18 protein-coding genes and 1 pseudogene are annotated in these 22,885 nt (G+C 74.0%); 6 read left to right on the forward strand and 13 right to left on the reverse strand.

The genetic code is table 11. The features are described from left to right. Positions 1-123: 123 nt before the first annotated feature. Both AB0H52_RS04015 and gltB read right to left on the reverse strand, forming a co-directional pair. Positions 124-1,659, reverse strand: coding sequence for a glutamate synthase subunit beta (locus tag AB0H52_RS04015; RefSeq protein WP_151492236.1), 1,536 nt, complete (start codon positions 1,657-1,659; stop codon positions 124-126). Next, positions 1,652-6,355, reverse strand: a complete 4,704-nt coding sequence (gene gltB / locus AB0H52_RS04020; RefSeq protein ID WP_357945118.1) for a glutamate synthase large subunit — start codon at positions 6,353-6,355, stop codon at positions 1,652-1,654. Before gltB ends, AB0H52_RS04015 begins: the two co-directional genes overlap by 8 nt. Before the next feature lie 153 nt (positions 6,356-6,508). On the opposite strand from gltB, the gene AB0H52_RS04025 reads away from it, so the two are divergent. Further along, the gene (locus AB0H52_RS04025) at positions 6,509-7,342 is read left to right on the forward strand and encodes a GNAT family N-acetyltransferase (protein ID WP_151491257.1); all 834 of its coding nucleotides are present in this window, start codon (positions 6,509-6,511) and stop codon (positions 7,340-7,342) included. A gap of 13 nt (positions 7,343-7,355) precedes the next feature. On the opposite strand, the gene AB0H52_RS04030 is transcribed toward AB0H52_RS04025, so the two are convergent. Beyond that, positions 7,356-8,543, reverse strand: coding sequence for an NAD(P)/FAD-dependent oxidoreductase (locus AB0H52_RS04030; RefSeq protein ID WP_151491243.1), 1,188 nt, complete (start codon positions 8,541-8,543; stop codon positions 7,356-7,358). Positions 8,544-8,560: 17 nt separating this feature from the next. Next, the gene (gene lgt, locus AB0H52_RS04035; RefSeq protein WP_357945121.1) at positions 8,561-9,808 is read right to left on the reverse strand and encodes a prolipoprotein diacylglyceryl transferase; all 1,248 of its coding nucleotides are present in this window, start codon (positions 9,806-9,808) and stop codon (positions 8,561-8,563) included. Between the two features lie 101 nt (positions 9,809-9,909). Here lgt and AB0H52_RS04040 point away from each other — a divergent pair, with 101 nt between their 5' ends. Then, complete coding sequence (locus tag AB0H52_RS04040) at positions 9,910-10,608, forward strand: NUDIX domain-containing protein (protein ID WP_357945124.1); 699 nt, start codon at positions 9,910-9,912, stop codon at positions 10,606-10,608. Between the two features lie 164 nt (positions 10,609-10,772). On the opposite strand, the gene trpA is transcribed toward AB0H52_RS04040, so the two are convergent. The 3 genes from trpA to trpC are packed head-to-tail and all read right to left on the reverse strand — an operon-like array spanning position 10,773 to position 13,658. Next, entirely contained in the window at positions 10,773-11,576 is an 804-nt protein-coding gene (gene trpA / locus AB0H52_RS04045; RefSeq protein WP_357945127.1) for a tryptophan synthase subunit alpha, read from the reverse strand. 1 nt (position 11,577) lies between these two features. Beyond that, positions 11,578-12,816, reverse strand: a complete 1,239-nt coding sequence (gene trpB / locus AB0H52_RS04050) for a tryptophan synthase subunit beta (protein WP_151491246.1) — start codon at positions 12,814-12,816, stop codon at positions 11,578-11,580. A 38-nt stretch (positions 12,817-12,854) separates the two neighbouring features. Further along, on the reverse strand, positions 12,855-13,658 hold the full coding sequence (trpC, locus tag AB0H52_RS04055) for an indole-3-glycerol phosphate synthase TrpC (RefSeq protein WP_192580371.1): 804 nt from the start codon (positions 13,656-13,658) through the stop codon (positions 12,855-12,857). Positions 13,659-14,144: 486 nt separating this feature from the next. On the opposite strand from trpC, the gene AB0H52_RS04060 reads away from it, so the two are divergent. After that, positions 14,145-14,414, forward strand: coding sequence for a hypothetical protein (locus AB0H52_RS04060; RefSeq protein WP_151491248.1), 270 nt, complete (start codon positions 14,145-14,147; stop codon positions 14,412-14,414). Positions 14,415-14,458: 44 nt separating this feature from the next. Here AB0H52_RS04060 and AB0H52_RS04065 read toward each other — a convergent pair whose 3' ends face one another. The 4 genes and pseudogenes from AB0H52_RS04065 to AB0H52_RS04080 all read right to left on the reverse strand — a co-directional run. After that, positions 14,459-15,055, reverse strand: a complete 597-nt coding sequence (locus AB0H52_RS04065; protein ID WP_357945130.1) for a Trp biosynthesis-associated membrane protein — start codon at positions 15,053-15,055, stop codon at positions 14,459-14,461. Further along, positions 15,052-16,605 (reverse strand): anthranilate synthase component I, encoded by a 1,554-nt coding sequence (locus AB0H52_RS04070; RefSeq protein ID WP_357945133.1) that lies wholly within the window; start codon positions 16,603-16,605, stop codon positions 15,052-15,054. The genes AB0H52_RS04065 and AB0H52_RS04070 overlap by 4 nt, the downstream gene beginning before the upstream one ends. Beyond that, entirely contained in the window at positions 16,602-17,036 is a 435-nt protein-coding gene (gene hisI, locus AB0H52_RS04075) for a phosphoribosyl-AMP cyclohydrolase (RefSeq protein WP_278126845.1), read from the reverse strand. Before hisI ends, AB0H52_RS04070 begins: the two co-directional genes overlap by 4 nt. A 180-nt stretch (positions 17,037-17,216) precedes the next feature. Then, positions 17,217-17,501 (reverse strand): annotated as a pseudogene (locus tag AB0H52_RS04080) (phosphoribosyl-AMP cyclohydrolase); the annotation flags it as partial. Positions 17,502-18,099: 598 nt separating this feature from the next. On the opposite strand from AB0H52_RS04080, the gene AB0H52_RS04085 reads away from it, so the two are divergent. Genes AB0H52_RS04085 through AB0H52_RS04095 form a run of 3 tightly spaced genes read left to right on the forward strand, consistent with a single transcriptional unit; the run spans position 18,100 to position 20,214 of the window. Then, entirely contained in the window at positions 18,100-18,831 is a 732-nt protein-coding gene (locus AB0H52_RS04085; RefSeq protein ID WP_357945136.1) for an ABC transporter ATP-binding protein, read from the forward strand. Beyond that, complete coding sequence (locus AB0H52_RS04090; RefSeq protein ID WP_357945139.1) at positions 18,828-19,583, forward strand: ABC transporter permease; 756 nt, start codon at positions 18,828-18,830, stop codon at positions 19,581-19,583. Before AB0H52_RS04085 ends, AB0H52_RS04090 begins: the two co-directional genes overlap by 4 nt. 34 nt (positions 19,584-19,617) lie before the next feature. Next, a complete protein-coding gene (locus AB0H52_RS04095; protein ID WP_357945142.1) occupies positions 19,618-20,214 on the forward strand; it encodes a TetR family transcriptional regulator in 597 nt (198 codons plus the stop codon). 21 nt (positions 20,215-20,235) lie between these two features. Here AB0H52_RS04095 and AB0H52_RS04100 read toward each other — a convergent pair whose 3' ends face one another. Together AB0H52_RS04100 and AB0H52_RS04105 are read right to left on the reverse strand one after the other, a co-directional pair. Continuing rightward, positions 20,236-20,985, reverse strand: a complete 750-nt coding sequence (locus AB0H52_RS04100) for a DUF2470 domain-containing protein (RefSeq protein WP_151491254.1) — start codon at positions 20,983-20,985, stop codon at positions 20,236-20,238. Between the two features lie 83 nt (positions 20,986-21,068). Beyond that, positions 21,069-22,844 (reverse strand): ABC transporter ATP-binding protein, encoded by a 1,776-nt coding sequence (locus tag AB0H52_RS04105; protein WP_151491259.1) that lies wholly within the window; start codon positions 22,842-22,844, stop codon positions 21,069-21,071. Between the last annotated feature and the right edge of the window lie 41 nt (positions 22,845-22,885).

Genomic DNA, 22,885 nt, shown 5'->3' on the forward strand with positions numbered 1-22,885 from the left:
GCGGTTCGGCAGCCAACAAGTCTTGCCCGCTCAAACGTGTTTGCCCATATTTGTGAGCGGCTTCACCAGCGGGAATGTCCGGCCGGGCGGCAGCGACCGCCGCACCGGCCGGACGTTCTCGGGTCAGCGAACGGCGAGCGCCTGCGCGGCCGGGCCGACCGGCGCCGGCAGCGCCCCGGCACCGCCCAGGTGGCTGTGGATCGCCGCGGCCGCCGCGCGGCCCTCGGCGATGGCCCAGACGATCAGCGAGGCACCCCGGTGCATGTCACCGGCGACGAACACCCCGTCGGCGTCGGTCTGCCAGTCGTCGCGGGCGTCGACCGCGCCCCGAGGATTCCGGGTCACCCCGAACTGCGCCAGCAGCGGCTGCTGCTCGGTGCCCTCGAACCCGATCGCCAACAGCACCAGATCCGCCGGCAGCTCCCGCTCGGAACCCGGCACGACGGTGACGACCCGCCGGCCGTCACGCTTCTCCACGGTCACCTCGGCGATCCGCACGGCCCGCACCTGCCCGGTGCCGTCGTCCACGAACTCCTGCACCGCCACGGCGAAGACCCGCTCGCCGCCCTCCTCGTGCGCCGGATAGCTGCGCAGGATCCACGGCCACGTCGGCCACGGATCCCGTTCCTCGTCGCGCTCCCGCGGCGGCTGCGGGTACAGGTCGAGCTGGTGCACGCCGGCCGCACCCTGGCGGTGCGCGACGCCGAGGCAGTCGGCCGCGGTGTCACCACCACCGATGATCACCACGTGCTTGCCGGCCGCGTCGATCGGGGTGCCGTCCGGCAGCACCGCCCGCCCGAGCCGGCCCTCGCCGGTCACCGCGACGCCCGGCTCGTCGGTGGCCGCCGTGGCGACCGCGCGGTTGGCCGCGACCAGGTGCGCCATCGCCTGGTGTACGCCCCGAAGCGCCCGCCCCGGGGTCTCCGGAGTGTCCCGGCCCTGCAACGCGCCGCAGGCCAGCAGCACCGCGTCGTGCTCGGCGCGCAACTGCTCGGCGGTGACGTCCACCCCGACGTTCACCCCGGTGCGGAAGCGCACCCCCTCGGCGGCGAGCTGGGCCAGCCGGGCGTCGATGTGCCGCTTCTCCAACTTGAAGTCGGGGATGCCGTACCGGAGCAGGCCGCCGATCGCGTCGTCGCGCTCGTACACCGTCACCGCGTGACCGGCGCGGGCCAACTGCTGGGCGGCGGCGAGGCCGGCGGGCCCGGAACCGACGACGGCCACCGACCGGCCGGACGGGGCCGGCACCGGGCGCGGGGTGAACCCGCGCGCCGCGGCGGCGTCGGCGATCTCCACCTCGACCTGCTTGATGGTCACCGGCTGGCCGCCGGCGATGCCCAGCACACAGGCCGCCTCGCAGGGCGCCGGGCAGAGCCGGCCGGTGAACTCCGGGAAGTTGTTGGTGGCGTGCAGCGACTCCACCGCGGCGTCCCAGCTGCCGGTCCGGACCAGGTCGTTCCAATCCGGGATGCGGTTGCCCAGCGGGCAACCGTCGTGGCAGAACGGGATGCCGCAGTCCATGCAGCGGGTGGCCTGCTCGCGGACGAGTTGCTCGCCGGCCGGCGGGTACACCTCACGCCAGTCGCTGATCCGCACCGGCACCGGGCGGCGGGCCGGCAGCTGCCGGTCGTAGCGCAGGAAACCGTTCGGGTCAGGCACGTGCCACCTCCTGGGCCGCCACCCGCGGGGCGGGCGGCACCGGTGCGGCGGGTGCGCTGAGCGCGCTCATCACCGCGTCGTCGACGTCACGGCCGGCGGCTTCGGCGGCCCTCATGATCTCCAGCACCCGGCGGTAGTCGCGGGGCACCACGGCAGTGAACTCGCCGACCGCCTCCGGCCAGCGCTTGAGCAGCTCCTCGGCGACCGCCGACCCGGTCTCGGCCACGTGCCGCTGGACCAGCTCGTGCAGCGACGCCTGCTCCTGCTCGCCCAACGGCGCCAGGTCGACCAGCTCCGCGTTGACGCGGGAGCGGTCCAGGTGGTGCACGAACGCCGTACCGCCGGACATGCCGGCAGCGAAGTTGCGGCCGGTCGCGCCGAGCACCACCACCGCGCCCCCGGTCATGTACTCGCAGCCGTGGTCACCGACGCCCTCGACGACGGCGACCGCGCCGGAGTTGCGCACCGCGAACCGCTCCCCCACCCGGCCGCGCAGGAACACCTCGCCCGCGGTGGCCCCGTACAGGATGGTGTTGCCCGCGATGATCTGATCCTCGGCCCGCTGACCCGGCTCGGCGTCCGGGTCGAGGAACGGCGCGGCGGCGTCCGGGCGGACGATGATCCGACCACCGGAGAGGCCCTTGCCCACGTAGTCGTTGGCGTCGCCGTGCAGCCGCAGGGTCACCCCGCGCGGCAGGAACGCGCCGAACGACTGCCCGGCCGTGCCGTGCAGCACGAACTCGATGGTGTCCTCGGGAAGGCCGGCACCGCCGAAGCGGCGGGTCACCTCACCGCCGAGCATCGCGCCGACGCTGCGGTGCTCGTTGCGCACCGCCACCTCGACCCGCACCGGCGCGCCGGTGGTCAGCGCCGGACGGGCCAGCGCGATCAGCTCGTTGTCCAGAGCGTGCTCCAGCCCGTGGTCCTGCGCGCGGACCCCGCGCCGGACGGTGCCGGCGGGCAGCTCGGGCAGGTGCAGGACGGGCGCCAGGTCGAGCCCGTTGGCCTTCCAGTGCGTCACCGCCGGGGTGACGTCGAGCAGTTCGGACTGCCCGATCGCCTCCTCGATGGACCGGAAGCCCAGCTCGGCCAGGTAGCCCCGGACCTCCTCGGCGAGGAACAGGAAGAAGTTCTCGACGAACTCCGGGGTGCCGGTGAACCGCTCCCGCAGCACCGGGTTCTGGGTGGCGATGCCGACCGGGCAGGTGTCCAGATGGCACACCCGCATCATCACGCAGCCGGCGACGATCAGCGGCGCGGTCGCGAAGCCGAACTCCTCCGCACCGAGCAGCGCCGCGATCAGCACGTCGCGGCCGGTCTTGAGCTGACCGTCGACCTGCACGGTGACCCGGTCGCGCAGCTTGTTGAGCAGCAGCGTCTGCTGGGCCTCGGCCAGCCCCAGCTCCCACGGGGTGCCGGCGTGCTTGAGCGAGTTCAGGGGGGACGCGCCCGTGCCGCCGTCGTGACCGGAGATGAGGATGACGTCGGCCTTCAGCTTCGCCACGCCGGCGGCGACCGTGCCGACGCCGACCTCGCTGACGAGCTTGACATGCACGCGGGCGGCCGGATTGACGCACTTCAGGTCGTGGACGAGCTGCGCCAGGTCCTCGATGGAGTAGATGTCGTGGTGCGGCGGCGGTGAGATCAGGCCGACGCCCGGCGTGGCATGCCTGGTCCGGGCGATCCACGGCCAGACCTTGTTGCCGGGCAGCTGGCCGCCCTCGCCGGGCTTCGCGCCCTGCGCCATCTTGATCTGCAGGTCATCGGCGTTGACCAGGTATTCGCTCGTCACGCCGAACCGGCCGCTGGCGATCTGCTTGACCGCCGAGCGGCGGGCCGGGTCGTGCAGCCGCTCGACGTCCTCGCCGCCCTCGCCGGTGTTGGACTTGCCGCCGAGGCGGTTCATGGCGACCGCGAGGGTCTCGTGCGCCTCGGCGGAGATCGACCCGTACGACATGGCGCCGGTGGCGAACCGCTTGACGATCTCGGTGGCCGGCTCGACCTCGTCGAGAGGGACCGCCGGGCGGACCCCGGTACGCAGCGTGAACAGCCCGCGCAGCGAACCGGCCTGCGCCGCGAGCGCGTCGACCTTCGCGGTGTACTGCCGGAACACGTCGTACTGGCGGCTGCGGGTGGCGTGCTGCAGCAGGAACACCGTCTCCGGGTTGAACAGGTGCAGCTCACCCTCACGGCGCCACTGGTACTCGCCGCCGACCTCCAGCCGGTCGGAGTCGGCGGCACCCGCCGGCGGCCAGGCCAGCGCGTGCCGGGCGGCCACCTCGGTGTGCACGCCGGCCAGCCCCACCCCGCCGATCCGGCTGGGCGTGCCCCGGAAGTAGCGGTCGATCAGCCGGGTGTCCAGGCCGACCGCCTCGAAGACCTGCGCCCCGCAGTACGACGAGACCGTCGAGATGCCCATCTTCGACATGATCTTCAGGACGCCCTTGCCGAGCGCCTTCGCGTAGTTGCGCACCGCGGCGGCCGGCTCCACGCCCGGCAGCGCGCCCGTGGCGACCATGTCCTCCACCGACTCGAACGCCAGGTACGGGTTGACCGCCGCCGCGCCGTAGCCGATCAGGACCGCCGCGTGGTGCACCTCCCGGCAGTCGCCGGACTCCACGATCAGCGCCGCCTGGGTGCGGGTCTGCTCCCGCACCAGGTGCTGGTGCACGGCGGCGGTGAGCAGCAGCGACGGGATCGGCGCCAGGTCGGCGTTGGAGTCCCGGTCGGAGAGCACCAGGATGCGGACGCCGTCCTCGATCGCCTCGGACACGTGCCGGCAGATCTCGGTCAGCCGCGCCTTGATCCCGGCGGCGCCCTCCCGGATCCGGTACAGCCCGGAGACCCGGACCGCCTTGAAGCCGGGCAGGTCGCCGTCCTCGTCGATGGAGAGGATCTTGGCCAGCTCGTCGTTGTCGATGATCGGGTGCGGCAGCACGATCTGCCGGCAGCTCGCCGCACCCGGGTCGAGCAGGTTGCCCTCCGGCCCGATGGTCGACGCCAGGCTGGTCACCAATTCCTCGCGGATGGCGTCCAACGGCGGGTTGGTGACCTGGGCGAAGAGCTGGTGGAAGTAGTCGTAGAGCAGCCGCGGCCGGGTGGACAGCGGCGCGATCGGGGTGTCCGTGCCCATCGAGCCCAGCGGCTCCGCGCCGGTACGCGCCATCGGCGCGAGCAGGATCTTCAACTCCTCCTGCGTGTAACCGAAGGTCTGCTGGCGGCGGCGCACCGAGTCGTGGGTGTAGACGGTGTGCTCACGGGCCGGCAGGTCGTCCAGCTCGATCAGACCGGCGTGCAGCCACTCGGCGTACGGCTGCGCGGCGGCCAACTCGGACTTGATCTCGTCGTCGTGCACGATCCGACCGGCGACGGTGTCGACCAGGAACATCCGGCCCGGCTGCAGGCGGCCCTTGGCGACCACGTGGGCCGGATCGAGGTCGAGCACGCCCGCCTCGGAGCCCAGCACGACGAGGCCGTCGTCGGTCTGCCACCAGCGACCCGGGCGCAGCCCGTTGCGGTCCAGCACCGCGCCGACGATCTCGCCGTCGGTGAACGCCACCGACGCCGGCCCGTCCCACGGCTCCATGAGGCTGGCGTGGAAGCGGTAGAACGCCCGCTTGTCCGGCCGCATGCCGGGGTCGTTCTCCCACGCCTCGGGGATCATCATGAGCACGGCGTGCGGCAGGCTCCGCCCCGCCAGGTGCAGCAGCTCCAGCACCTCGTCGAAGTTCGCCGAGTCGGAGGCGCCCGGGGTGCACACCGGGAAGACCCGCCGGATGTTGCCCGGCACGTTCGGCGACCGCAGCAGCGCCTCGCGCGCCTGCATCCAGTTACGGTTGCCGCGAATCGTGTTGATCTCGCCGTTGTGGGCAATGAACCGGTACGGGTGCGCCAGCGGCCAGGACGGGAACGTGTTGGTGGAGAAGCGGGAGTGCACCAGCGCGATGGCGCTGTCCACCCGCTCGTCGCGCAGATCCGGGTAGAACGCCGGCAGCTGGTCGGGGGTGAGCATCCCCTTGTAGACCATCGTGCGGCTGGACAGCGACGGGAAGTACGCCGGCACGCCCCGCTCGGCGGTCTCCCGCTCGGCCTGCTTGCGCAGGCAGAACGCCACCCGGTCCAGCTCGATGCCGCTCAGCGCGGAACCGGCCGGGCCGGCGGGTGAGTCGGTGAGCCGACGCGCGGCCACGAAGACCTGCCGAACCCGGGGCATCGCCGCCAGGGCGGTCTCGCCGAGCCCGTCCGGGTCGACCGGCACGTCCCGCCAACCGAGCAGATCGGCACCCTCGACCAGCGCGTACTTCTCGACGACACGACGGGCGCGCGCCTCGGCGGCGTCGTCGTCGGGGAGGAAGACCAGACCGGTGGCGTACTCACCGGCCGGGGGCAACGCGACGTCGGCCACCGCGCGCAGGAACGCGTCCGGGACCTGGATCATGATGCCGGCGCCGTCACCGGTGTTGGGTTCCGCGCCCCGGGCACCCCGGTGGTCCAGGCGGCACAGCGCGCCGAGCCCGTTGGCGACGACCGCGTGCGAGCGCCGGCCGTGCAGGTCCGCCACGAAGGCCACCCCGCAGGCGTCGTGCTCCTGCGCCGGGTCGTAGAGACCCTGGGCGGGCGGGCGGGGGCCGGGCGTAAGGGACGCCTGCGGGCTGTGCGGGTGCGGCTGTGTCGATTCCGCGTACGGCTGAGCCACCGGGCCTCCTGTCGTCACTCAGGTTGGATCATGGTGGGGACGACGTCGGCCCGTGGGTCTATTGAGTCTACGTTAGGGCTGGGGGCGCAAGGCCACTCAAGATTGATCACACCGTCCAGAGTCTGGGACGTGTAGTCTCGCGCGGTGGATCCGCTGCATCAGGACGTCTTCGACCGGTTGGAACGCTTCTACGACGCGGTGCCCCGCGACGTCGCCGGTGCGGAGGAACATGGTGGGCTGGTGTTGTTCGTCCGTGACGGCGCCGGATGGCCGTTCTACGCCCGGCCCCGCCTCGACGCCGGCGAACCGCCGTCGCTGGCCGACGTGACGTCCGTCCGCGAACGGCAACGGGAACTGGGCCTGCCGGAAGCCTTCGAATGGGTGCACGAGACCACCCCGCAGCTGCTCGCGGTGGCCCGCTCGGCGGGGCTGAACGTGCTGGAGGCACCGCTGATGGTGCTCGATGAGGCCGCGCTGCCCGACCCGGCGTCGCTCTCCGACGTACCGGTGCGGGTGCTGATGCCCGACTCGCCCGACTTCGCCGCCGACGTGGCCGCCCGCCGGGCGGTCGCGGCCGTGGCGTTCGCGGCCGCCGGCACCGCGCGCGGCGACGCCGGTCCGGCCGAACGGGACGCCGCGGTCACCGGACTGGAGTTGGCCGCCCTGGACGAGGAGCGCACCCGCATCGCCGACGGCCGACGGATCTCGGCGCTGGCCTGCACGGTCGCCGAGGGCGCGCTGGCCAGCGGGATGGCGATGCGGGTGGACGACGTCGCCGAGATCGCCGGTGTGGCGACCCTGCCGGCGGCCCGGCGGCGCGGTCTGGGCGCCGCGTTGACCGCGACCCTCGCCCGGGAACTTCTCGCCGCCGGCACCGACCTGGTCTTCCTCTCCGCGGGCAGCGACGAGATCGCCCGGGTCTACCTGCGGGTCGGCTTCCGCCGCATCGGCACCGCCTGCATCGCCGAACCCGCCGCCCTGATCTGACCCGGGGAGCGGGTCACGCCGGGGGGCGCCACTGGGCGGCGGAGGCCGCGGCGCTGGAGAGCAGGCGCGAGTTGATCGTGCCGAGGGCGGCGTCGCGGGCGCGCAACGCCAGCCGTCCACGGGTCTGCAGCACCGCCGACATGCGCCGGGTCTGCCGGACCACCGTGGCCGCGCGCGGCCGGCGCACCCGGTCGTACGCCTGCACGGCGTCGGGCAGCCGGGCCTCGCGCAGCAGAGAGGCCAGCGTGGCGGCGTCCTCGAAGGCGAGGCAGGCGCCCTGCCCGAGGTGCGGCGGCATGGCGTGCGCCGCGTCTCCGAGCAGGACCACACCGCCCGGCCCGACTCCGAAGCCGTACGCGCGGGGCAACGGACGCAGCTCGCGGACCTCCTGCTGGACGAGGTCACTGGGGTCGGTGGCGTCGAGCAGCGCGCCGATCGGCTCCGGCCAGCCCGCGTACCAGCGGCGCAGCAGGGCCAGCTGGGTCTCCGGCGGCTCCGGCCGGGGCGCTCCGGCGGCGGTGGCCACCCAGTAGATGCCGCCCCGGGTGGAACCGCCCGACGAGCCGCGCTCGCCCAACGAGGCGGCCACGAACCGGTAGCCGGCGCCGAGGACCTCACCGGCGACCGGCTGGTCGGCGGGCAGCCGGGGCGCCCGGTACCAGGGGATGACGGCCCGCCAGGCGGCACAGCCGGAGCTGACCACCCGGGACTCGGGGGCGAGCTGGCGGCGAATGCCGCTGTCCGTGCCGTCTGCGGCGACCACCAGGTCGGCCTCGATGGTCTGCCGCCCGTCACTGACCGCCGGACGGTGACCCGGCTCGACCCGGACGTGCCGCACGGTCACGCCGGTGCGCAGCTCGACGCGGTCGCCGAGCCCGGCGATCAGCGCGTCGTGCAGGTCCTCCCGGTGCACCACCACCGGCATCCGGTCGGCCGGGGTGGGTCGGGGCTGCACCAGCCAGTGCCCGTCCGGGCGGCGGACCCCACCGTCGGGCAGCGGGGTGGCGATGGCGGCCAGGCCGGCGCCGAGCCCGAGGGCCTGCAGGGCGCGGACGCCGTTGGGCCAGAGCACCACGGCGGTCGGCTCGGGGCGTACCCGTTCGGCCCGCTCGAGCAGGGTGACCTGCCAGCCGGAGCGTGCCAGCGCACTGGTGACCGCGAGGCCACCGACTCCGGCGCCGACCACCACCGCGCTTCGCATCGGTGCCGCCCCCCCGCTCAGCTGTCCCGGTCGGCGGGGCGCGCGCCGGTGGCGCCGGCCCGGTCGCCGCGGGTCTCCGGCGTACCGTCCACCGGCTGGTCGGTCGACGGCGCGTCGTCGGCCGCCGCGGCGTCGAGCGGCTCATCGTCGGCGGGCCGGTGATCAACGGCGGGCCGGTCCTCGTCGGCGGGCCGGTCCTCGTCGGCGGGCCGGTCCTCGTCGGCGGGCCGATCGTCGTCGGCCTCGGGCGGCAGGACGCCGGTGTCCCGCCAGGCGTGGTACTGCTCCTCGCTGACCACCCGGTAGCCCTCCGGAGCGGCGGCCCGCGCCGAGGCGTCCCGCGCGGAGATGTCGACCTGGGACAGGTCGGACGTGGCGGGCGGCGTGGGCGTCGCCGCCACGCCGAGCGGGATCAGGTACTCCTGGGGGCCGCGCACCCGCACGAAGTAGATCAACGCGCCGAGGAAGACCAGGGCGGCGGTCCAGACGTTGAGGCGGACGCCGAGGATCTGGTTCGCCTCGTCGGTGCGCATCAGCTCGATCCAGAAACGGCCTGCGGTGTAGCCCATCACGTAGAGGGCGAACGCGCGGCCCTTGCCGAGCTTGAGCCGCCGGTCGAGGATGAGGACCAGGGCGACCACGCCGAGGTTCCACAGCGCCTCGTACAGGAAGGTCGGCTGGTAGAGGCCCGGTTCGAGGATCGGCTGGCCGGCGTCGTCGCGCAACGCGTGCCCGGGATTGTCCGGGTCCATCCGGTGGATCTCCAGACCCCACGGCAGGGTGGTCCGGCCACCGAACAACTCGTTGTTGAACCAGTTGCCGAACCGGCCGATCGCCTGCGCCAATGGCAGCCCGGGGGCCAGCGCGTCGGCCACCACACCGAACGGGATACCGAGCTGCCGGGCCGCGATCCAGGCGCCGACCGCGCCACCGGCGACCGCGCCCCAGATGCCGAGACCGCCCTCCCAGATGGCGAACGCCTTGATCGGGTCACCGCCGGCGCCGAAGTACTTCTCCGGGGAGGTGATCACGTGGTAGATCCGGGCCCCGATGATGCCGGCGGGCACCGCCCAGACGGCGATGTCGAGCACCGCGCCGGGAGCGACACCGCGCTGGCGCAGCCGACGCTCGGTCACCCAACAGGCTGCGATGATGCCGAGGATGATGCACAGGGCGTACGCCCGGATCGGGACCGGCCCGAGCTGCCATACGGCGGTGCTGGGACTGGGCAGGGCTGCCTGGGGGGACAGCGAGGCGTAGGTCACGGGTGCACACGCTACCGCTGTGCCCCCCCGAAGCGGCACCCCGGGCCGCCGTACGGTCATCCCGGTGACTTCTGGTTTGCACCGCCGTAGGCTCTTTGTCCATGAGCGCGCTCACCTGGGCGGTCGCCGCGGTCGTCACCGACGACGTCGGGCGGGTGCTGCTCTGCCGCCAGGGTCGGGGCGAGCGCCGGTACGCGTTGCCCGGTGGCCGGCTGCGCCCGGCGGAGAGCCCGGTGCGGGCGGCGGTGCGCGACATCCGTGCGGAGACCGGCTGGGAGATCGAACTGGCCGACCTGGTCGGTGTCTACCACCTGGCCGGGCCGGGCACGGTTGGCGCGCCGGCGGGGCGGGCCGGGCCGCTGCCGGATGTCCTGGTGCACGTGTTCCGGGCGCGTGCGGCCGGTGACCGACCCGCCGCCGATCCGCCACCGGGCTGCCGGCTGTCCTGGCACGCACCCGTCGCGCTGCCCGAGGCGGTCACCCCGCTCACCCGGGCCGCCGTCACCGACGCGCTCGCCGGCCGTTCCGGCGTCCTGCGCGACGTCTCCTGGGCACCCGGCACCGTCGAGGCCCCGCCACCGGCCCTCGCCGCCGAGGAGGGGTGGTCGGCGGCGGACCAGGACAGGCGGCCCGAGACCGGCCAGGACGAGCGGCCCGGCGTGCAGTCCGGCGCGGGGCCCGGCATGGGGCCCGGCATGGGATCTGGCATGGGATCTGGCATGGGGTCTGGCGTGCGGCCCGGCGCGGGGCAGCCACCGGAGCAGCGCGGCGAGGCAGTGGATCCGTCCCTGCGACCGTGACAGCGCCGACATCTCCCCGAAGGCCCGCCGTCGCTCCCGGTGCACCCCGCACCGGCCCGGTCGCGTGCAATTGAGTGATGCCGGTGAGTCATATTGATGACTCACCGGCATCACTCATGTCCCGGCACCCGCAGACGAGCGCCACAGCCGTCGGCGGAACCGGCTCAGCGGACGGGGTTGCGGACGCCCTCGGCCAGCTCGGCGCTCAGGGTGCGCAGCGCGGCCAGCCCCTCGGCCTCGGAGGACGCGTCGAGCACACACCGGACGAGGGCGCTGCCCACGATCACGCCGTCGGCGTACCCGGCCACGGTGCCGGCCTGCGCGCCGGTGCCCACACCCAGGCCGACGCCGACCGGCAGGTCGGTGACCGCGCGGGTCCGGGAGACCAACGTCGGCGCGGCGTCGGAGGTACGCGCCCGGGCGCCGGTCACCCCCATCACCGCGGTCGCGTAGACGAACCCACGGCAGTGCCCCACCGTCATCGCGAGCCGGGCGTCGGTGGACGACGGCGAGACCAGGAACGTGCGGTCCAGACCGTGCGCGTCCGAGGCGGCCAGCCACTCGTCGGCCTCGTCCGGGATGAGGTCCGGGGTGATCAGGCCGGTGCCACCGGCGGAGGCGAAGTCGCGGGCGAACACGTCCACGCCGTAGCGCTCCACCGGGTTCCAGTAGGTCATGGTGACCACCGGCGCGCCGGTGGCCGCGACCGCCTCGACGACGCGCATCGTGTCCGCGGTGCGTACGCCCCCGGCCAGCGCGATGTCGCTGGCCTTCTGGATGACCGGCCCGTCCATCACCGGGTCCGAGTAGGGGATCTCCACCTCGATGACGTCCACGCCGGCCTCGACCATCGCGGTCATCGCCGCGATGCTGCCCTCGACGGTGGGGAACCCGGCCGGCATACAGCCGACCAGCAACGCCCGCCCGTCGGCCCGGGCCTTGTCGAAGGCCACCCCGATCCGGCTCATCTCACCGCTCCTTGTCGAGGATGCCGAAGTAGTCGCCGGCCGTGTGCACGTCCTTGTCGCCCCGCCCGGAGAGGTTGACCACGATGGTGGGCTCCCGACCCAGCTCGGCGGCGAGCTTCGGCGCCAGGGCCACGGTGCCGGCGAGCGCGTGCGCGCTCTCGATCGCCGGGATGATCCCCTCGGTACGGCAGAGCAGCTCGAACGCGGCCATCGCCTCGTCGTCGGTGACCGGCAGGTAGGTGGCCCGGCCGCTGTCGTGCAGCCAGGCGTGCTCGGGCCCGACCCCCGGGTAGTCCAGGCCGGCAGAGATCGAGTGTGACTCCAGGGTCTGCCCGTCGGCGTCCTGCAACACGTACGTGCGGGTGCCGTGCAGCACACCGGCGGATCCGCCGGTGATGCTGGCCGCGTGCCGGCCGGTCGCGACACCGTCACCGCCGGCCTCGAAGCCGTACAGCCGCACGGCCTCGTCGCCCACGAACGCGTGGAAGATGCCGAGCGCGTTGGAGCCACCACCGACGCAGGCGGTGACCGCGTCGGGCAGCCCGCCGGTGAGGTCGAGGCACTGCTGGCGGGCCTCGTCACCGATGCCACGGACGAAGTCCCGGACCATCGCCGGGAAGGGGTGCGGCCCGGCGGCGGTGCCGATCAGGTAGTGCGTCTCGTCGACGTTGGCCACCCAGTCGCGCATCGCCTCGTTCATCGCGTCCTTGAGGGTGCGCGAGCCGTTGGTGACCGGGACGACGGTGGCGCCGAGCATCCGCATCCGGGCCACGTTGAGGGCCTGCCGCTCGGTGTCGACCTGGCCCATGTAGACCACGCACTCCAGGTCGAACAGGGCGGCAGCGGTCGCGGTGGCCACGCCGTGCTGGCCGGCGCCGGTCTCGGCGATCACCCGGGTCTTGCCCATCCGCTTGGTGAGCAGCGCCTGACCGAGGACGTTGCGCACCTTGTGCGCGCCGGTGTGGTTGAGGTCCTCGCGCTTGAGCAGCACCCGGGCACCGACCTTCGCGGAGAACCGCCGGGCCTCGTAGAGCAGCGACGGTGTGCCCGCGTAGTCGCGCAGCAGCGCGCCGAACTCGGCCCGGAAGGACTCGTCCGCCATCGCCGTACGCCACGCCCCGTCGAGCTCGTCCAGCGCGGCCACCAGGGCCTCGGGAACGAACCGGCCGCCGAAGCGACCGAAGTGGCCGGCGGAGTCGGGCTGCGGGCCGGCCACCGGGGCCAGCGCGTCGGCGCTCATCGGAAATCCTCTCGGTGGGGCGTCACACCGGCGCGGGGTCAGCGCACCGGCCGGGGCGTTGCCGGGTGGTTGCCGGCGTTGACCAGCTCGGCGACCGCCTCGCGGGGGCTCTTCTGGGTGACCAGGCCCTCGCCGACGAGGACCGCGTCAGCGCCCGCGGAGGCGTACCGGATCAGGTCGTGCGGGCCACGAACGCCGGATTCGGCGATCTTGACGACGCTGCTGGGCAGGCCGGGCGCGATCCGCTCGAACACCGACCGGTCGACCTCCAGGGTACGCAGGTCACGGGCGTTGACCCCGATCACCTGCGCGCCGGCCTCCAGGGCCCGGTCGGCCTCCTCCTCGTCGTGGACCTCGACCAGTGCGGTCATGCCCAGCGACTCGATCCGCTCCAGCAGGCCCATCAGGACGTTCTGCTCGAGGGCGGCGACGATCAGCAGGACCAGGTCGGCACCGTGCGCGCGCGCCTCGTGCACCTGGTAGCTGGAGACGACGAAGTCCTTACGCAGCACCGGCACGGTGACCGCGGCCCGGACGGCCGCCAGGTCGTCCAGCGAGCCGCCGAACCAGCGCCCCTCGGTGAGCACGCTGATCGCCCGCGCCCCGCCGGCCGCGTAGTCGACGGCGAGGTCGGCCGGGTCGGCGATCTCGGCCAGCCGGCCCTTGGACGGCGAGGAGCGCTTCACCTCGGCGATCACCGCGACGCCGGGCTTGCGCAGCGCCGCGTACGCGTCCAGCGGCGGCGCCGCCGCCGCGGCCAGTTCACGGATCCGCTCCAGCGGAACCTGCTCCTGGCGCCGGGCGACGTCCTCGCGCACGCCGGCCAGGATCTCGTCGAGCACGCTTACGGACGCTGCCTGACCGGCCTCGTCCCCCTCCGCGTGCGCATGCTCAGCAGTCACCAACGGACTCCCCTCTCCGGGTGTCATGGGCCGATGCTAGGGGCAGGCGGCCGACGCCGGATGCCGGGGGTATGGCGCTGCTCACGAAAACGGCTGCGGCATAATGGCCGACTTGCCGTGAACGGGATGTCACGCTGCGCCACCTTCGGTATCGACCGCCATCACGCGACGGGAGCCCGGCGTTCCCGGTCGAACCGGGCTGACCCATCGATCATGCCACCGACCCTGGATCGCCGCTCGGCGACAGTGACGCATGTCGATCGTGTGAGCAAGCTCAAGGCCGAACGGCCGGTCCCTGGTCGCGGCCGGGGCGGGACAGTTGACCGGGCGGTCACCCCGGCGAAACGTCAGCCGGTCAGCATCGTCCTCGGGCAGACTCGATGGCGCGCCTGCCCAACCGTCGCCAACTCCTCGTGCGAGGTGACCATGAGCATTGCCGAGCCGACCCCGAGCATCGGGCTGACCACCATCTCGCGGACCGTGGCGTCGCTGGCCGTTGGCGTCGTACACACGTTGGAACGGGCCGTCGTCGGCGAGGGGCGGATGCGCACCGCACGCGGCAACGCCTGGGAGGCGGTGTGCGCCGACCGGGCCCGCGCCGACCAGCGCGCCGAACTGGACCGCCTGGTCGCCGAGCTGACCGCCGCGCGCGTCGCCGCCCGCCGGTCGCCGCGGGACCGTCAACCCGTCGGCTGACGCCGGGTCGCAGGCGGCCGGGGCGCAGGCAGCCGGCGGGCGGATCAGCCCGCCGTCGGGTCCTCGCCCCGGTCCAGCGCGTCCCACGCCTCGGTGGTCCGCCGCCCGGCCAGCGGAGCGGACGATCCCGCCGGGCCGACCGCCGGCGACGCACTCTCCGTGACGGTGCGCGCCGGCCGCTCGTACCGGGCGCCCATCGCCGGCCACCCGTCGCCCCGCCACGCCGTCCACCCGCCGCCCACGGCGGCCAACAGCCCGCCGAGCAGGCACAGCGCCGGCCACTGCCGGCTCACCACGCCGTCGAGGTCAGCGACCAGGCCGTACCCGCCGCCGGCCGCCACGGCCAGCCCGAGCACACCGACCAGCACGCCGAGCAGGCGCCGCACCCGACCCCGGGTCGCCAGCAGCGCGCCGCCGCCGGCCAGCGTGACCAGGGCCAGCGCCGGAAGCCACGGCTGCAGGGCGGCGCCGCTGCGCGCGTCGCGCACCGGGGGCAGCGGCGCCGGCCGCAGGGTCAGTTCCAGGGACCAGGTCCGGGTCGCCGCCCAGAGCGCCAGGCCCGCCCCGGCCACGCAGAGCACCACGGCGTACGTCAACGCGCGCCGAGCCACCACGGCCCGGTCGCCACCCTCGGCGCTCATCGGGCCGGCCGGAGCGTTTCGGCGGCGGCGATCGCCGCCAGCACGGCGGCGGCCTTGTTCCGCGTCTCCTGGTCCTCGGCGGCCGGGTCCGAGTCGGCCACCACCCCCGCGCCGGCCTGCACGTAGGCGCGGCCGTCGCGGATCAGCGCCGTCCGGATGGCGATCGCCATGTCCAGGTCGCCGCCGAAGCCGAAGTAGCCGACCGTGCCGCCGTAGAGGCCGCGACGCACCGGCTCCAACTCCTCGATGATCTCCATGGCCCGCACCTTGGGAGCGCCGGAGAGCGTGCCCGCCGGGAAGGTCGCGGCGAGCGCGTCGAACGCGCTCTGGTCGTCACGCAGCGTGCCGGTCACGGTGGAGACGATGTGCATCACGTGGCTGTACCGCTCGATGGTCGCGAACTCGGGCACCTGCACGCTGCCCGGCTGACACACCCGGCCCAGGTCGTTGCGGCCCAGGTCGACCAGCATCACGTGCTCGGCCCGCTCCTTCGGGTCGGCGAGCAGCTCGGCGGCCAGCGCCGCGTCGGCCGCCTGCGTGTCGCCGCGCGGGCGGGTGCCCGCGATCGGATGCAGCAGAGCCCGGCGCTGCCCGTCCGCGCCGGCGGTGACCTTCAGGTGCGCCTCCGGTGACGAGCCGACGATGTCGAAGCCGTCGAAGCGCAGCAGGTACATGTACGGGCTGGGGTTGCTGGTGCGCAGCACCCGGTAGACGTCCAGCGGATCGGCGTGGGTGGCCCGCTCGAAGCGCTGCGACAGCACGATCTGGAAGCACTCGCCGGCCCGGATCGCCTCCTTGGCGGCCTCCACCGCCTTCGGGTAGCCGCCGTCGGGCGTACGGCAGAGCACCTCGCCGACCGGCGGACGCTCGACCGTGGAGATCATCGGAGGGATGGGCCGGGACAGCGCGGTGCTCATCGCGTCCAGCCGACCGACCGCGTGGTGGTACGCGGCGGTGACCTGCGCGACGCGGTCCGGGGCGTCCAACGGTGGCAGCAGCGCGTTGGCGACCAGGATCGCCGAGCCGTCGTAGTGGTCGAGCACCACCAGGTCGGTGGCGAGCATCATGCCCAGCTCCGGCACGCCCAGGTCGTCCTCGGTCAGCTCGGGCAGCCGCTCGAAGCGGCGGACCAGGTCGTAGCCGAGGTAGCCGACCATGCCCCCGGTCAGCGGCGGCAGCCCGTCGGAGGGGTCGCCGACCGGGCCGGCGAGCGCCGCGACGGTCTCCCGGAGCACCCGCACCGGGTCGCCCTCGGTCGGGAGACCGGCCGGCGGCTGGCCGAGCCACGTCGCCACGCCGTCCCGCTCGACGAGGGTGGCGCTGCTGCGGACCCCGATGAACGAGTACCGCGACCAGGCCATGCCGGCCGAGCCGACGCCCTGTTCGGCCGACTCCAGCAGGAACGTCCCGGGTCCACCGGCCAGCTTGCGGTAGACCCCGACCGGGGTCTCCGCGTCGGCCAGCAGCCGCCGGGTGACCGGCACGACGCGCCAGTGCGCGGCCAGCTCGGTGAAGCTGGTCAGGTCGGGGCTCACCGCGCCGTCGGTCACGGCCGTGCCCCCGTCCCCGTCACCGGCAGTTCGGTGAAGAAGCACGTCCGGTGGCCGGTGTGGCAGGCGGCGCCGACCTGCTCCACGCTGACCAGCAGCGCGTCGCCGTCGCAGTCCAGGGCGACCGAGCGGACGTACTGGTGGTGCCCGGAGGTGGCGCCCTTGACCCAGTACTCGCGCCGGCTGCGCGACCAGTAGGTGGCCCGGCCGGTGGTGAGGGTGCGGTGCAGCGCCTCGTCGTCCATCCAGGCGACCATCAGCACCTCACCGGAGTCGTGCGCGCGGACCACGGCGGCGACCAGGCCGTCGGCGGTGCGGCGCAGCCGGGCCGCGATGGCCGGGTCGAGCCGGGACGGACGGGCCGGCGTGGACGCCGCCGGGCCGCTCGGTTCGCTGGGGACGCCGGTCACCGGCGCGTCAGGTACGGGCACAGTGACCCATTGTCCCGCACGCGGGGCGGGGACCGGCGACCGCTCCCGTCCGGTTACCGGTCGGGGGCCGGCGGGCCGGGCCAACTGGGCGACGTAGCGGTCCAGCCGCCCGTCGACCAGGGCGTCGGCCAGGTCGGTGCCGGCGGCCTCGGCGATCACCTCGGCGTACGGGCGGATCAGCGGCAGCGTGCCGGCGACCAGCCGCACTGCGGCGACCCAGAGTTGCCCGGTGGAGCCCGGGCGCAGACCGAGGCAGAGCAGCATGTCCTCCCGGTAGCCGGCCGGGGCGACCGGCAGGTCCAGGGCCGCCGCGAAGGCCGCCCGGCGGGAGGACACCCGCACCGACGGGTTGGCCGGGCGCAGCACCGACGGGCAGAGCCGGGCCAGGTCGGCGACGGCGAGTCGGACGCCGAGCCGGTCGTCGGCCGCCCGGGCGGCGGCGGCCTTGCCCAGGGCGGCGATCATCTCCTCCAGCCGGGGTGGTTCGGCGGGCTGGCAGAGCACCGGCAGGTCGATCCGGGGCCGCCAGTGCGGGTCGGCCCAGAGCAGCCGGGCGGGCGCGGTGACCGGCAGCCCGAACGCCCAGTCGGCCGGCTCACCGAGCCGATGCACCCAGGAGCGGACGTCCCGGGCGGCCACCGACACGTGGGTCAGCCGGCCGGCGGATTCGGCCAGGTACGCCCGTCGGGCGGCGTACGGGGCGCCGCCGACCAGCACGTCGAGGTCGACGTCGCTGTGCGCGGTGGCGGCCCGGCGGGCGTGACTGCCGCGCAGGAGGATGCCGACGACCGGTCGTTCGGCGGCCTGCCGCAGCCGCGCGGCCCAGTCTTCAAGAAAACCGCTGTCCGGTAACGGAGCGTGACCCACCGCGCCATCGTGCCGTACGTCCGATCAGGGCGCAATGCCCGATGGCGGACCCGGTGTCCGGTCCGAAGGCTACTGCCCGTTGTCCCGCCCCTCGCGACGGGGCCGCCCAGGTGACCGAGGTTCGGGCGTTGCGCCGGGGACGGCATCTCATCTAGCGTTGAGTTCATCAGTCGATGAGTTTTCTCGGAGGTGTGTGATGGGCGATGCGATAGCCGTCCGCGACCTGGTCGTCGACCGGGGCGGACGGCGGGTGCTGGACGGCATCAGCTGCACGGTCGCCCGTGGAGCCGTCACCGGGCTGCTCGGCCCCAGCGGCAGCGGCAAGACGACGTTCATGCGCGCGGTGGTCGGCGTGCAGGTGGTCACCAGCGGGACGATCACCGTCCTGGGTCAGCCCGCCGGCGCTCCCGCGCTGCGCCACCAGGTGGGCTACCTCACGCAGGCGCCGAGCGTGTACGCCGACCTGACCGTGCGGGAGAACGCCCGCTACTTCGCGGCCCTGTACGGGCGGGGGCGCGCCGAGGCCGACCGGGCGGTCGGCGACGTGGGGCTGGCGCAGGCGGCCGGCCAGCTGGTCGCCACCCTCTCCGGCGGCCAGCGCAGCCGCGCCTCGCTGGCCTGCGCGCTGGTCGGCGATCCGGAGCTGGTCATCCTCGACGAGCCGACCGTAGGTCAGGACCCGGTGCTGCGGGCCGACCTGTGGGCCCGGTTCCACGCGATGGCGGCGGCCGGCACCACGCTGCTGGTGTCCAGCCACGTGATGGACGAGGCGGCCCGCTGCGACCGCCTGCTGCTGATCCGGGAGGGACGGCTGATCGCCGACGACAGCCCGGCCGCGATCCGCGCGGCGGCCGGCGTGGACGACCTCGACGAGGCGTTCCTGCGACTGATCCGGGCCGGCGCGGCACCCAGCGGAGGAGCCTCGTGAGCGCGCGCATCCTGGCGGCCACCACCGGGCGCATCCTGCGCCAACTCCGGCACGACCGACGCACCATCGCACTGCTGGTGGCGGTGCCGACCGTCCTGCTCACCCTGGTCTACTTCATGTACGCCGACCAGCCGACCCCGCCCGGCGCACCGTCCACGTTCGACCGGATCGCGTTGGTGATGCTCGGCATCTTCCCGTTCGTGATCATGTTCCTGGTGACCAGCATCGCCATGCTCCGTGAGCGCACCTCCGGCACGCTGGAGCGGCTGCTCACGACTCCGCTGGGCAAACTCGACCTGCTCTTCGGCTACGGCATCGCGTTCGGGGCGGCCGCCGCCGTACAGGCCGCGGTCGCCGCCGCCGTCGCGTACTGGGTCTTCGATCTCCAGACCGCCGGCAGCGGTGCCCTGGTGATCGGCATCGCGGTCCTCGACGCGGTGCTCGGTGTCGCCCTCGGGCTGTTCTGCAGCGCCTTCGCCCGCACCGAGTTCCAGGCAGTACAGTTCCTGCCGGTCGTGGTGATCCCCCAGCTGCTGCTGTGCGGGCTGTTCGTGGCCCGCGACCAGATGGCCGGCTGGCTCCAGGCGCTCAGTGACGCCTTCCCCCTGTCGTACGCCATCGAGGCGTTGCAGGAGGTGGGTGCCCACACCGAGCCGACCGGCAGGATGTGGCGGGACGTGGCGGTGGTGGTCGGCTCGGTGGTGCTGGCGCTGGTGCTCGCGGCGGCCACCCTGCGCCGGCGCAGCGGCTGACCGGCGGCATCAGCGGGAGGAACGAAGGGTGGCGATGACGCGGCGAACCGGCCGGCGACCCGGCAATCCGGGCACCCGGGAGGCGATCCTCGACGCGGCGCGGGCGGCGTTCGCCGAGCGTGGCTTCGACGCCGCCTCGATCCGCGCCATCGCCGCCGCGGCGGGCGTCGACCCAGCGCTGGTGCACCACTACTTCGGCAGCAAGGACCAGCTCTTCCTGACCGCGATGAACTTCCCGGTCGACCCCGGGCAGCTGGTGCCGAGCGTGCTCGCCGGCGACCGGGACGGCGTCGGTGAGCGCATGGTGCGCATCTTCCTCGGCGTCTGGGACTCCCCGGCCGGCAGCGCCGGGGTGGCGTTGCTGCGCTCGGCGGTGAGCAACGAGTGGACCGCGCGGCTGCTGCGCGAGTTCATCACCACGCAGGTGTTGCGGCGGGTGCTCGAAGCGCTCCACGTCGCGCCGGCCGAGTTGCCGCTGCGCGGTTCCCTGGTGGCCACCCAGATGATCGGCCTGGCGATGATGCGGCACGTGATCCGGATGGAACCGGTCGCGTCCGCCGACGCGGAGGCGCTGGCCGCCGCGATCGGCCCCACCATCCAGCGCTACCTCACCGGGCCGCTGCCGACCTAGACCGTCGGTGGGCGGCAGCGGTCAGCGCGGCGGTGGGACGCTGGCGGGGCGGCGCAGCGGCGGCAGCAGCCGGGTCAGCTCGTCGGGGTCGGCCACCGGGCCGGGAAAGGCCAGCCGCACCCGGCGGCGGGCGCCGGGGCGGCCGAGGGCGACCACCAGCCCGTAGCGGTCGACGCGCACCACCCGGGGCGGCCCGTCCGGGGTCTGCTCGGTCAATCCGAGCTGCCGGCGCAGGTACGCGGTCACCTGGGTGGCGTCGCGCTCGGCGAGGTCGGCCAGCAGCCGCGCCTCGACCGGGTGCACCGGGTCCGGCTCGGCCTCGGCGTACTCCCCGGGGTCGATGCGCCGCACCGCGCCGGCGCGTTCCCAGCGGACCTCGACCACCTCGAAGCGGTACAGCCGGAACCGGGTGCCCACGTCGAGCAGGTCACCGGTGGGGTCCACGGCGGCGAAGTCGACGGCCGCGCGGCGGGCCTCGTCCCCGCACAGCTCGGCGGCCCACCCGGAGACCCAGGCCCGGCCCAGCCCGGGCGCGCCGGCGGCGGGCGGCAGGTCGAGCACGTCGAGCACCACCGCGACGTCGGAGCCTCCGGCGGCCGGGCGCAGCGCGGCGGCCAGATGACTGGCCACCGGCACCAGCAACAGCACCCGACCGTCCGGGTCGGTGACGTGCCGGGCGTGGTGCGGGCCGGGCCGGTGGGCCAGGTGCACGAGGCCGGGCAGCCGACCGGCGACGAGGGTACGAACGATCTCGGCGGGGCTGGGCCGCATGCGCGACCTCCTTCGAAGGTTAGGCTTACCTAACCCGGAGCGTAGAGCACCCGTCCGTCGTCGTCCACCACACCGACATTTCGTTACCGGGTCTGCTCCAGCCAGGAGGCGAAGAGCAGGCCGTAGACCGAGTCGGCGTCACGGACCAGCTCGTCGTGCGGGCCACGCTGCACCACCCGCCCCCGATCCACCACGATCACCTCGTCGGCGGCCTGCGCCGTGGAGAGCCGATGCGCGATGGCGAGGGTCGTCCGACCCCGGGTGACCGCGTCCAGGGTGCGTTGCAGACGCACCTCCGTCGCCGGGTCCACCGCGCTGGTCGCCTCGTCCAGGACCAACAGGTCCGGGTCGGCGACGTACGCCCGGGCCAACGCGACCAACTGCCGCTCCCCGACGCTGAGCGCCTCACCCCGCTCGCCGACGGGCGTGTCCAGGCCCGCCGGCAGACCGGCCAGCCAGTCCGACAGACCCAGCGCGGTGAAGGCGGCGCCGAGCTGCTCGTCGGTCAGCTCCGGACGGGCGAAGCGGACGTTGTCCCCCACCGTCGCGTCGAGGAGGAACCCGTCCTGCGGCACCATCACCACCCGGGAGCGCAGCGAGTCGAAGCGGACCTCCGACAGCGGCACACCGGACAGCAGCACCGCGCCCGCCGACGGGTCCATCAAGCGGGTGAGCAACTTGGCGAAGGTGGTCTTGCCGCTGCCGGTCTCACCAACCACCGCCACCCGGCTCTTCGCCGGGATGTCCAGGTCGATGTCGTGCAACACCGGCGGACCACCGGGGTACGCGAACCGCACCCCCGAGAAGCGGATGTCCAGCGGCCCGCCCGGCAGGTCGCGTCCCTGCTCCCCCGGGTCGGCCACGTCCGGGGCGACGTCCAGCACGTCCAGCACCCGACGCCAGCCCGCAATCGCGTTCTGCGCCTCGTTGAGCACCTCGGTGGCGATCTGCACCGGCTGGATGAAGAGCGTCACCAGAAACAGGAACGCGGTCAGCTGGCCGATCGACAACGTGCCGTCCACGCCCAGCGTCACCCCGAGCACCACCACACCGGCCAGCGCCACCCCGGCGGCCAGCTCACCAACCGAGCTGCCCACGATGCTGATCCGGATCGCCCGCTGCTGCGCCGTGCGCTGACCGTCGATGGCCTCGTCCAGCCGCCGGGCGGTGCGCCCCGCGATGCCGTACGCCCGGATCACCGGCGCGCCGACCACACTCTCGCCGATCGCGCCGAGCAGCGTGCCGGTGCGCTGACGCACCGTCGCGTACGCCGCGCCCAGACGGCGCTGCAACTGCCGGATGACGAACACCGCCGGCAGGAACGCGGCCAGCACCACCAGGGTCAACTGCCAGGAGTACGCCAGCATGACGGCGGTGGTGACCACCAGCTGACCGAGGTTGACCAGCAGGATCACCCCACCCCACTGAAGGAACTGGGTGATCTGGTCGACGTCGCTGGTCACCCGGGACACCAGCGACCCGCGCCGCTCCGACTGCTGGTGCAGCATCGACAGGTCGTGCACGTGCCGGAACGCCCGGGTACGCACGTTGGCCAGCGCCGTCTCACTGACGGTGAACAGCCGGCGCATCATCAGGTACCCGCAGAGGGTCGTGACCGTGAGGATCACCGCGGTGATCGCCACCACCGACCAGACCACGTCCAGGTTCAGGCCGCCGACGATGCCCCGGTCGATGCCCTGCTGCACGGCGACCGGCACGGCTACCCGCCCGACCATGTACACCAGCGCCAGGGCCAACGTGCCGGCCAGCCCGGTCCGCAGCTCCGGCGACAGCGCCAGACCGCGGCGCAGCGTCTGCCACGTCGTCTCGGCCCGCTCGTCCCGTTCGTCGTTCCGCACGCTGGCGCTCACCGGTCTTGCCTCTCGTTCGCGACTGCGGG

This window comes from Micromonospora sp. NPDC050695, from assembly GCF_040654415.1.
Classification (GTDB): Bacteria; Actinomycetota; Actinomycetes; order Mycobacteriales; family Micromonosporaceae; genus Micromonospora.